This is a genomic window from Streptomyces sp. NPDC007157, from assembly GCF_040634235.1.
In the GTDB taxonomy this organism is placed as follows: Bacteria; Actinomycetota; Actinomycetes; order Streptomycetales; family Streptomycetaceae; genus Streptomyces.
Genome location: NZ_JBEYFE010000045.1, coordinates 41,679 through 52,805 on the forward strand (window position 1 = coordinate 41,679; position 11,127 = coordinate 52,805).

At 70.6% G+C, this 11,127-nt stretch carries 9 protein-coding genes; 2 read left to right on the forward strand and 7 right to left on the reverse strand.

Annotated features, from left to right (window positions below; all coding sequences use genetic code 11):
- Window position 1: 1 nt before the first annotated feature.
- Window positions 2-931 (reverse strand): mycothiol synthase, encoded by a 930-nt coding sequence (gene mshD, locus ABZ642_RS44185; RefSeq protein ID WP_360496687.1) that lies wholly within the window; start codon window positions 929-931, stop codon window positions 2-4.
- A 168-nt stretch (window positions 932-1,099) separates the two neighbouring features.
- Here mshD and ABZ642_RS44190 point away from each other — a divergent pair, with 168 nt between their 5' ends.
- Both ABZ642_RS44190 and ABZ642_RS44195 read left to right on the forward strand, forming a co-directional pair.
- Window positions 1,100-2,896 (forward strand): bifunctional metallophosphatase/5'-nucleotidase, encoded by a 1,797-nt coding sequence (locus ABZ642_RS44190; RefSeq protein WP_360496690.1) that lies wholly within the window; start codon window positions 1,100-1,102, stop codon window positions 2,894-2,896.
- 688 nt (window positions 2,897-3,584) lie between these two features.
- Window positions 3,585-5,366 (forward strand): ABC transporter ATP-binding protein, encoded by a 1,782-nt coding sequence (locus ABZ642_RS44195; protein ID WP_360496692.1) that lies wholly within the window; start codon window positions 3,585-3,587, stop codon window positions 5,364-5,366.
- Between the two features lie 160 nt (window positions 5,367-5,526).
- Here the strand turns inward: ABZ642_RS44195 and ABZ642_RS44200 are convergent, their stop codons facing one another.
- The 6 genes from ABZ642_RS44200 to ABZ642_RS44225 form a co-directional block, all read right to left on the reverse strand.
- Window positions 5,527-6,129 (reverse strand): PH domain-containing protein, encoded by a 603-nt coding sequence (locus tag ABZ642_RS44200; RefSeq protein ID WP_360496695.1) that lies wholly within the window; start codon window positions 6,127-6,129, stop codon window positions 5,527-5,529.
- A 71-nt stretch (window positions 6,130-6,200) separates the two neighbouring features.
- Window positions 6,201-6,938 (reverse strand): PH domain-containing protein, encoded by a 738-nt coding sequence (locus ABZ642_RS44205; protein ID WP_360496698.1) that lies wholly within the window; start codon window positions 6,936-6,938, stop codon window positions 6,201-6,203.
- A 115-nt stretch (window positions 6,939-7,053) separates the two neighbouring features.
- The gene (locus ABZ642_RS44210) at window positions 7,054-8,538 is read right to left on the reverse strand and encodes a HAMP domain-containing sensor histidine kinase (RefSeq protein WP_360496701.1); all 1,485 of its coding nucleotides are present in this window, start codon (window positions 8,536-8,538) and stop codon (window positions 7,054-7,056) included.
- Window positions 8,535-9,269, reverse strand: coding sequence for a response regulator transcription factor (locus ABZ642_RS44215; protein WP_360496704.1), 735 nt, complete (start codon window positions 9,267-9,269; stop codon window positions 8,535-8,537). Before ABZ642_RS44215 ends, ABZ642_RS44210 begins: the two co-directional genes overlap by 4 nt.
- Window positions 9,270-9,386: 117 nt before the next feature.
- Window positions 9,387-9,614: a hypothetical protein gene (locus ABZ642_RS44220; RefSeq protein ID WP_360496707.1), complete on the reverse strand. Its 228-nt coding sequence runs from the start codon at window positions 9,612-9,614 to the stop codon at window positions 9,387-9,389.
- 41 nt (window positions 9,615-9,655) lie between these two features.
- Window positions 9,656-10,819, reverse strand: a complete 1,164-nt coding sequence (locus tag ABZ642_RS44225; RefSeq protein WP_360496710.1) for a trypsin-like peptidase domain-containing protein — start codon at window positions 10,817-10,819, stop codon at window positions 9,656-9,658.
- Window positions 10,820-11,127: the final 308 nt, after the last annotated feature.

An 11,127-nucleotide genomic window follows, 5' to 3' on the forward strand; every position in this document is an offset into this window, starting at 1 on the left:
CTCACGTCTCCGTGCGGTACATCAGGTCCGTCTCGTGGGTCGTGAAGCCGAGGCGTTCGTACACCGCCACCGCCGCCGTGTTGTCGGCGTCGACGTAGAGCATCGCCGTCGGCAGGCCCCGGTCGGACAGGTGGCGCAGGCCGATGGTGGTGAGGGACTTGCCGAGGCCGCCGCCCTGGGCGGCGGGGGAGACGCCGAGGACGTAGACCTCGCCCAGGCCGTCCTGGTCGTGGACCTTCGTCCAGTGGAAGCCGACGAGTTCGCCCGAGCGCTCGGCGAGGAAGAACCCGGCCGGGTCGAACCAGGGCTGGGACTTGCGGTCGTCCAGGTCGCGCTGGGTGAGCGAGCCCTGTTCGGGGTGGTGGGCGAAGGCGGCCGCGTTCACGGCGAGCCAGGCCGTGTCGTCCTGGCCGGGCACGAAGGCACGGACCGTCACGCCCTCGGGCAGCTTCGGGTCGGGCAGGTCCAGGTCCGTCAACGGGCGGCGCATCTGGCGCAGTTCGCGGAACAGGGTGAGGCCGAGGACCTGGGCGAGGTGGCGGGCCGCCGAGTGGCCGCCGTGGGCCCACACGCGCAGCCGCTTGCCGGAGGCCGCGAGGAGGGCGGAGCCGAGCGCGCGGCCGTGGCCGTGGCCCCGGTGGGCGGGGTGGACGACGAGTTCCGCGGCCGGGGCCTCCACCGGGTCGGTGTCCTCCAGCTGGGCGTAGCCCACGAGTTCGTCGCCGACGCTGAGCAGCAGATGGGAGACGCCCTCGCGGGCGCCGCCGCGGATCTGGATCCGGCCCTGCTCGGACACCGGCTGCTGGCCGTCGGCCCGGGCCGCCTCCGCCAGCAGTCCCAGCACGGCCTCGGCCTGGTCCGGGGTGAGCGCGGAGTAGGTGTCGATGGAGCGGGAGTACATGGGCGGCCGTGCGGTGTCGTCGCTGGTCATGCGTACGAGGGTACGGGGCCGGACGGACAAAGTGGGGGCAAGGGCGAAGGTAAAGGGCGGGGCAAAAGGCAACCAGGATGTAACCATGAACCCCCTGTTGCGCTACGCGCGTTGATCCTAGGCTGCGCCGGACCGGGCCACTTCTCAGCAGACCCACAGGGGGGTTCCATGCAAGCGAAGTCCAGACCGTCCAGACGCCGTACGTACGCTCTGCTCGCGTCCGCCGCCGCGCTCGCCACCGCCGCCGCGCTGGCGAGCGCGCTGCCCGCCGACGCGCACACCGGCAAGGGGCACGGGCACCACGGCCCCAGCCGCTACCAGGACGTCCAGCTCCTCTCCTTCAACGACCTGCACGGCAACCTGGAGCCGCCGGCCGGCTCCTCCGGCCGGGTCACCGAAACCCAGGCCGACGGGACGACCAAGACGATCGACGCGGGCGGTGTCGAGTACCTCGCGACCCACCTGCGCCAGGCCCGCGAGGGCAACCCGTACTCGGTCACGGCCGCCGGCGGTGACATGGTCGGCGCCTCCCCGCTGATCTCCGGGCTCTTCCACGACGAGCCCACCATCGAGGCGCTCAACAAGCTCGACCTGGACGTGACGACGGTCGGCAACCACGAGTTCGACGAGGGCGCCAGGGAACTCGCGCGCCTGCAGAACGGCGGCTGCCACCCCACCGACGGCTGTTACACCGACAAGAAGTTCAAGGGCGCCGACTTCCCCTACCTGGCCGCCAACGTCCTCGACGAGAAGACCGGCAAGCCGATCCTGAAGCCGTACTGGGTCTGGAAGAAGAAGGACGTCAAGATCGGCTTCATCGGCGTCACCCTGGAGGGCACGCCCGACATCGTCTCCGCCGACGGCGTCAAGGGGCTGGCCTTCAAGGACGAGGTCGAGACGATCAACAAGTACGCCAAGGTGCTCCAGCGCCAGGGTGTCCAGTCGATCGTGGCGCTGGTGCACGAGGGCGGCTTCCCGGCCTCCGCCAACTACAACTACGACTGCGACTCCTCGGGCGCCGGCAGCGGCGTCTCCGGGCCGATCGTCGACATCGCGAAGAACGTCACCCCCGCCGTGGACGCGCTCGTCACCGGCCACACCCACACCGCGTACGTCTGCACGATCGACGACCCGTCCGGCCGGCCCCGCATGGTCACCTCGGCGGCCTCCTTCGGCCGCCTGTACACGGACACCACCCTCACCTACGACCGCCGCACCGGCGACATCGTGCGTACGGCCGTACGGTCGGCCAACCACGTGGTCACCCGGGACGTCGCCAAGGCGCCCGACCTGACCGCGCTGATCGGCAAGTGGAACACCCTCGCCGCCCCGATCGGCAACCGCGCCATCGGCTACATCTCCGCCGACGTCAACAGCACCGGCACCGAGTCCCCGATGGGCGACCTGATCGCCGACGCGCAACTGGCGTACGGCAAGAAGCTGGACCCGGAGACCGACCTGGCGCTGATGAACCCGGGCGGGGTGCGGGCCGGGCTGACGTACGCGGCCAAGGGGAGCGAGGGCGACGGCGTGGTGACCTACGCCGAGGGCTTCACGGTCCAGCCGTTCGCCAACACCGTCAACCTCCAGGACTTCACCGGGGCCCAGGTCATCCAGGCCCTCAAGGAGCAGGTGAGCGGGGGCAACGCCGCAGCCCCGAAGATCCTCCAGCCCTCCAAGGGCCTCACCTACACCCTGGACCTGACGAAGACGGGCGCGGACCGCGTCGTCACCGACTCCGTGAAGCTGAACGGCACCGCCATCGACCCGGCGGCCACCTACCGCGTCGCCACCAACTCCTTCCTCGCGGGCGGCGGCGACGGCTTCACCACCCTCGGCCAGGGCACCGGCGACGTCGTCGGCACCGACGACCTGTCCGCCCTGGCGGACTACCTGACGGCCAACTCCTCGGCCACGAGCCCGATCGCGCCTCCGGCCACCGACCGGATCACGATCGTGCAGTAGTCACCCCACACCAGCCCTCGGGCCCGGTGCGCGCACCCGCGTGCACCGGGCCCGTTCTGTTTTATAAAACCTGTGTGAGGGGGTGTTTGGTTCCACGTTGCTCCTGAAAATTGATCTCAGCCGCAATTCATCGAGGTCTAAGTGAAAATGGCTTTCTTCGGCTCGCGGACCACGTAATGTTTTCCATGTCGAAAGCGAACGGCGCGGACGACAGAACGAAGGAGAACACCATGAGCTTCCACAAGATTGCCCCGGTCAAGAAGCACCACAAGCCCGCCCCGGCCCCGAAGAAGCCCGCTCCGAAGAAGCCGGCCCCGAAGCGTCGCCCGGTCGGCGACCAGCGCTGACAAAGAATTTACAGACGTAATTCAAATCAATTCACAGGTTATTGCGGCAGGGCGGTAGAGGAACTGTTGCAGAACCACGACAGAGGCCCCGGCAGAGGCCACGACAGAGAGGAACAGCACCATGAGCTTCCACAAGATCGTCCCCGTCAGGAAGCACCACAAGCCCGCCCCGGCCCCGAAGAAGCCCGCGCCGAAGAAGCCGGCTCCGAAGCGCCGCCCCGTCGACAAGGGCTGAGGCACGCAGCGAGGCGGGGCCACCGGTTGAGCTCGGTCGTACCGGTGGCCCCGCCTCGGCCATGTGCGCTCCGGTGCGCACAGAGACAAGAAGGGAGTCGTCGACCATGAGAGAAGCCCGGGTGGCCTTCCGCCGCTTCTGGCCGCTGACCCGCGGCGACCGCGGGTGGCTCGGCGCGATCATCGCCTGCGTGGTGGTGTCCGCGCTCGCCGAGACCGCCGCGATCCTGCTCTTCGCCGACCTCACCGACAACGCCCTGGCGGCCGGTTCGCTGTCCGCCTTCTGGGGCCCGGCCGGTGCCTGGCTGGGCGTCGCCGCGCTCGGCGCGTTCGTCGGCTACTGCGGCAACTCACTGGCCACCTGGACCGCCGAGCGATTCGTGCTGCGGCTGCGCGCCAAGGTCTTCCGGCACGTCCAGGACCTGCCCCCGCACTTCTTCCAGAAGCACCGCCAGGGCGACCTGGTGGAGCGCCTCACCGGTGACGTCGAGGCCATCGAGCAGATGGTCGTCTCGGGTGTCGTCGGCACCGTCGCCGCCGCCTTCTCCGCCGTCTTCTACGCGGCCGCCGCCTTGTGGCTGCGCTGGGACCTGGCCCTGGCCACCTTCGTGCTCGCGCCCCTGTTCCTGTTCGCCGCCCGCCGCTTCTCCGGCCGGATCAGGACGGCCTCCCAGGACGAGCGGGTCGCCGACGGCGCGATCACCTCCGTGGTCGAGGAGTCCCTCGGCAACGTCGTCCTCACCCAGGCGTACAACCGGCGCCGGGACGAGGAGAAGCGCCTCGACGTCGAGGCCCGCGCCTGGATGCGGGCGAGCGTGCGCGGCGCGCGGCTCAGCGAGATGTACGCGCAGTTCGTCGAGGTCGTCGAGACCCTCTGCGTGCTCGCCGTGATCGGCCTGGGCGTCTGGGAGATCTCCGCCGACCGCATGACCCTCGGTCAGCTGCTCGCCTTCGCCGCCTTCCTCGGCTACCTGTACCCGCCGATCCGCAACCTCGGCCAGCTCGGCCTCACCCTCACCGCGGCCACCGCGGGCGCGGAACGCATCAACGAGATCCTGGACGCCGAGCCCGCCGTCACCGACCCCGCCCGGCCGGTCGGCCCCTGGCCGGTACGCGGCTGGGTCAGCTTCCACAACGTCTCCTTCCGCTACCCGGAGTCCCCCCGCGCCTCCCTCCGGGACGTCGACCTCGCGGCCGGCCCCGGCGAACTCGTCCTGGTCACCGGCCGGAGCGGCGCCGGCAAGTCCACCCTCTCCAAGCTCCTCACCCGCTTTTACGACCCCTCGGCCGGCGTGATCTGCCTGGACGGCGTCCCGCTCCCGGACGTATCCCTGGAGTTCCTCCGGGAGAACGTCGCCCTGCTCCCGCAGCAGACGCTGATCCTCAACGGCACGGTCCGCGAGAACATCGGGTGCGGCCGGCCCGGGGCGACGGACACCGAGATCGAGCAGGCGGCCCGGGACGCCGCCGCCCACGACTTCGTCGCCGCCCTCCCCGAGGGCTACGACACCCACATCGCGCCCGGCACGGCCGCCCTCTCCGGGGGTCAGCTCCAGCGCATCGCCATCGCCCGCGCGATGCTGCGCGCCGCCCCGGTCCTCGTCCTCGACGAGCCCACCGCGGGCCTGGACGCGATCGCCGCCCGCCAGGTGGTGACCCCGCTGCGCAGGCTGATGGCGGGCCGTACGACCATCATGATCACGCACGACCTCACCCTCGCCCCCGACGCCGACCGCATCCTGGTCGTCGACCACGGCCGCCTGGTGGAGTCCGGCACGCACGGCGAACTCCTGGCCCGCGACGGCGCGTACGCCGCCCTGGCCCATCCGCTCCCCGAGGCCATCGCGGCGGCACCGGCACCGGACGAGACGATGATCCTCAGGTGGTAGGAGCCGTCCGCAGGGTGTGCCCCACCCCGCGCACGGTCCGGCCGGTCCCGCCCCGCACGGCCGCCCCGCACCGCCGACCCGCACGGGCACGTCGTCGTCGGCCGGCGAGATCTTCCTCGCTGCCGGGGATGTGCCTGGGTTACGGCTGCCGGGCGGGCGGTCACACCGGGTTCACGGCGAAGACGGCCGCGACGATCAGCGCCACCAGGGCCAAGGCCGCCACCACGGCCCACGTCTTGCCCCGCGCGATCCGCCGTACGATCTGCTCCTCGATGTCCGGGCGTCGCGTCCAGTCGAGGCCGCGGTACGGGACGGCGGCCAGACAGAGGTCGGTGACCTCGGCGTACGGGTCGTCCAGCTGCCAGTTGTTGAGCTGCGGGAGCGTGAACCGACGGCCCTGGAAGTCGTACAGGTAGGCGACCCACTCCGGATACGTCGTCCCGGTGCCATTGCCCGGGACACGCTCGACCCGGATGTCGTACACCTCCCGCCAGGCCCAGGTCCGTGCGCGCAGGGCCCACTGCGCGGTGACGCCGTGGGCGGTCACCCGGGTGTGCGCCCGGTACTGGTTCAGCGGGACCATGACCAGGACCGTCACGAGCAGCAGCCCGATCCCCAGCGCTCCCCATCTGCGCAGCTCGCTGTCGTCCGTGTAGACCCGCAGGAGCGCCACCCCGATGGCCGCGCCCGCCGCCAAGAAGTACCGCCCCGGGAGCCTGCGCCGTCTCCGGTACACGCGCTCCACGCCTGTCGCCTCCCCCATCGAGGCCCCCCTCCTCAGGCCCGCACCGAACTGGTGCGCGGCTGAGGAGAGGATAAGACCGTTCCCTGACGTCAGTCGGGCTGCCGGCTCAGGGAACGCGGCGGTCGGGTGCTCCAGTACCACTGGAGTACGGCGCTCAGCACGACGCCCGAGGCGACCGGGACGCACACCAGCAGCAGGAAGGGATGGTCCGCCCGGTCCGGGAACACCAGCGCCAGGGAGACCACGAACATCACCACGATCATGGCGACGGCTCCGTAGCCGCCCCACAACCGTGCCCTGCGCCGCACGGCCCCCCGCAGGATCCGCTCCTCGATGTCCGGGCGTCGCGTCCAGTCGAGGCTGCGCTGTGGGTCGGCGGCCAGGCACAGCTCCGAGACCTCGGCGTAGGGGTCGGCCAGCTGCCAGTCGTCGAGGTGCGGGAGCAGGAAGCGGCGGCCGTCGAAGTCGTACAGGTGGGTGAGCCACCGGGGACCGTTCTGGCCGGAGCCGCGCGGGACCGGCTCGACCCGGATGTCGTACACCTCGGACCAGGCCCAGGTACGGGTCCGCAGTGGTCCCCGCGCGGTGATCCCGGCGCTCGTGACCCTGGTGCACGCCCGGTACTGCTCCAGTCCGACCCGCGCGAGCAGTACGACGATCAGCAGCCCGAAGACGGGCGGCCCCCACCAGTCCCCGCTGTCGCCGTCGTCGGGGAGACGGCCGGTCTGGAGGAGGGCGTTGAACAGCACCACCCCCAGCAGGAGGAGGTACGACCCGGGCGGCCTTCGCCGCTTCCGGTACTCGCGTTCGAATCCGCCCTCGTCCATGTCCCGAACCCTCCCCTGACGCACCGAACGGGTGCGCGACTGGGGAGAGGATAGGCGGCCTCGTTGTGGAGCCTTCACGCAGCTCAGGAGACGGCCGACGGCCAGGAGGCCGAACCTACTGTCCTGCCTCCGGCTGAGTCGTGGGCGCCCCCGGCAGTCGTACGGTCGCCACCGTGCCGCCGCCGGTCGCGCGGGTCAGGGTGACCTCGCCGCCGGCCTGCTGGACCGTGCGGGCCACGATGGACAGGCCGAGGCCGGAGCCCGGCAGCGCCCGTGCGCTCGGGCTGCGCCAGAATCGGTCGAAGACGTGGGGGAGTTCGTCCTCCGGGATGCCGGGGCCGTGGTCGCGGACGGTGAGGACGCCGCGGTCCAGGGCGACGTCGATCGTGCCGCCCTCGGGGCTGAACTTCACGGCGTTGTCCAGGATGTTGACGATCGCCCGTTCCAGGGCGGAGGGCTCGGCGCGTACGAACCAGGGCCGTACGTCCGCCGTGATCTTCAGCTCCGGGCCGCGCAGCTGGGCGCGGCGCAGGGCGGCCTCGACCGTGTCCTGCAACGCCACCACCTGGACGCGTTCGCCGCGCTGGCCCTCCGACCGGGACAGCTCCTGGAGGTCGCCGATCAGCGACGCCAGCTCCGTCATCTGCGCCTTCACCGAGGCGAGCAGCGCCTTGCGGTCCGCCGGAGGGATCGGGCGGCCGGTCTCCTCACTGCGGGTGAGGAGCTCGATGTTCGTACGGAGGGAGGTGAGGGGGGTACGGAGTTCATGGCCGGCGTCCGCGATGAGTTGCTGTTGCAGTTCCCGGGAGTTCGCGAGCGACGTCGTCATCGAGTTGAAGGAGCGCGACAGGCGGGCGATCTCGTCGTCCGACTCCTCCTCCACCGGGATGCGGATGCTCAGGTCCTCGGTACGGGCGACGTGTTCGACGGCTTCGGTGAGTTCGTCGACGGGGCGCAGACCGGCGCGGGCGACCGCGAGGCCGGCGGCTCCGGCGCCGATGACTCCGACACCGGAGACGAGGAGGAGCAGCAGGGCCAGGTCGTTGAGGGTCTTCTCGGTGTTCTTGAGGGAGACGGCGCTCACGAGAGCAACGTCGGGGTAGATCCGGGGCTGTGACCCGAGGTCCTGGCTGACCAGCAGGGGGATCGTCAGCACGCGGACGTCGTTCCCCGATGTGTCCACGCCGTTGCGGTAGACCCCTTTGCCACTCGTCGCGTTCTTGGCGATGGCCTGGTCGTCCCGTGTCGTCTTCAGCGTGCCCGGGGAGTCCGAGGAGACACAGAACGAGCCGTCGGCCTTCACCAACTGCGTGTAGTAGGCGTTGGGAAACCGCAGACCGTCCGAGTCCGACTCGGAGTCGGTCACCTCGCTCGGCGCTTGTGGGCACACCGACAGGAGTCCCACCGCCTGGCTCATCCTCACCGGCCGCTGTGCCGACTTCTTCAGATCGGCGTCCACCTGGTCGTACAGCTTCCCCTGCACGATGAACCAGCACGTCACCGACACCGCCGCCACCGCGAACGCCACCGCCGCCGCGACCAGCATCGACAGGCGGGCGCGGATCGGGAGGGTGCGGAAGCGGCGGGCGAGCCTGTTCACTCCGCGCCGCCCTGGCGCAGGACGTACCCGACGCCGCGCACGGTGTGGACGAGGCGGGGCTCGCCGCCGGCCTCGGTCTTGCGGCGGAGGTACATGACGTAGACGTCGAGGGAGTTGGAGGAGGGCTCGAAGTCGAAGCCCCAGACGGCCTTGAGGATCTGCTCGCGGGTGAGGACCTGGCGTGGATGGGCCATGAACATCTCCAGGAGCGTGAACTCGGTGCGGGTCAGCTCCACCTGCCGGCCGGCCCGGGTGACCTCGCGGGTCGCCAGGTCCATGCGCAGGTCGGCGAAGGTGAGTGCCTCGTCCTCCTGGCCCCCGTCGGCCACCGAGCCCGCGTAGGAGCTGCGGCGCAGGAGGGCGCGGATACGGGCGAAGAGTTCGTCGAGTTCGAAGGGCTTGACCAGGTAGTCGTCCGCCCCGGCGTCGAGGCCGGTGACGCGGTCGCCGACCGTGTCGCGGGCCGTCAGCATCAGGATCGGGGTCGTGTCGCCCGCCCCGCGGATCCGGCGGGCCGCGGTCATGCCGTCCATGCGCGGCATCTGGATGTCGAGGACGATCAGGTCCGGCTTGTAGGCCGTGGCCTTCTCCAGCGCGTCCGCCCCGTCGACCGCGACCTCGGTCTCGTACCCCTCGAAGGCCAGGCTGCGCTGGAGGGCTTCGCGTACGGCCGGCTCGTCGTCGACGATCAGAATGCGCTGGGGGTCACGGTCGGCTTCGGCGGGGCTCATCGCTCGCGGTTCCTCGGGGTGTGATGGATCGGGGTGCGGTGGCTCGTGGCGGGACGCCTCTCAGCCTCGCATGTTTCCGGGCTGTCGGGTATGCACACCAGTGGGGCGGAACGCCCCCTAGCCGCGTACCAGGGTCATCCGGCTCAGCGGCACCTTGCGCTGGTGCGGCCGGGCCGCGGACATGCGCAGCCCCATCAGCTCCGGGGCCGGCACGATCTCCGGGGCGCGCGCGGCCGGGGCCACCACTGCCTCGGTCGGTGCGTTGAGTTCGTGGGCCACCTCGAGAGCGAGGTCGAAGTCGGCCGGGCTGTCACTGGTCGTGTGGTGCATAACCTGCTTGATCATGACGTACTCCCTTGCGCTCGGTGTGTTCGTGGTGCCGTGCCTCAGCTGGTGGAGCCCGCCCGCAGCTTGGCCAGGTCGGACTTGACGGTGTTGATCGGGATGGCGAAGCCGAGGCCGACGCTGCCCGCGTCCGAGGAGGACGAGGAGGAGTCCGAACTGGCCGAGTACATCGCCGAGTTGATCCCGATGATGTTGCCGCCGGCGTCGATCAGCGCGCCGCCGGAGTTGCCGGGGTTCAGCGAGGCGTCGGTCTGGATCGCCTTGTAGGTCGTCGTGGACGAGCCCGTGTCGCCGTTGAACTGCCGGCCGCCGAAGGAGAACGGCCACTGGCCGCTGCCGTCGCCGCCCTGGCTCTGCTGGTCCTGGCCCTCGTCGGTGGAGACGGTCACGTCCCGGTTGAGCGCGGAGACGATGCCGCTGGTGACGGTGCCGCTGAGGCCCTCGGGGGAGCCGATCGCGACGACCGTGTCGCCGACCTGGACGCCGTCGGAGTTGCCGAGGGTGGCGGTCTTGAGACCGGAGGCGCCCTGGAGCTTGATGAGGGCGAGGTCCTTGGCGCTGTCGGTGCCGACGACCTCGGCGGTGTAGGACTTGCCGGTGCTGGTGGTGGCCTTGATCGACTGGGCGCCGGAGATCACGTGGTTGTTGGTGACGATCTCGCCGTTGCTGCTGATGACGACGCCGGAGCCGGTGGAGGTGCCGTTGCTCAGGGTGGCGGTGATCTCGACGACGCTCGGGCTGACGGCGGCGGCGATCGTGGCGACGTCCCCCTTCTTGCTGGAGGGCACCACGCTGGTGGTGGTGCTGGAGGAGACGACGTCGTTCTTGCCGGTCAGCTCCTGGAAGGCGTACGCGGTGCCGCCGCCGACGGCCGCCGCGACGATCGCGACCGCGGCGAGCAGGGCTATCGGGCCCCGGGTGCGCTTCTGCTTCGCGTGGGCCGAGTGCTCCGGGTGCTCCGCCGTGTGCAGCGGCGGCGCCGCCGTGTACTCCGGGAACTGCGCGGTCTGCGGCTCCGCGGTGACCTGAGGGACGGCCTGCTGCTGCAGCGGCTGCTGTGTCGGCTGGTGCGCCGGCGGGGGCGGCCACTCCGGGTTCACGGGGGTGGAGGCGGGCTGCTGCTGGGGGTACGCGCCCTGGTAGGCGTCACCCTGGGGACCCTGGGGGTTCTCGTACTCGCCGCTGCGGCGGAGGCTCTCGGTCATGACAAACAGCTTGTCCCGTGACCATGAGAGCTTCCTGAGGGCCCGCTGAGAACGCCGCGAGAAGCGTGTTTGCCCGATATAAGGAACCTTCTCGCAGGTCGGGCGAGGTTCTCAGAAATCGTTCATGAAGCGTTTCCTGTGGGTCCTGTGGGGCCTGTGGCTGCGGGCGTGGGGGCTGGTCGCGCAGTTCCCCGCGCCCCTGAAGGGGTGCTCACCGCAGCGCCCGGCTTTCAGGGGCGCGGCTACGACGTCGCTGGCGGCCATCACACCATTCTCACCGATTCCTGACGCATACTTGACGCATCTAG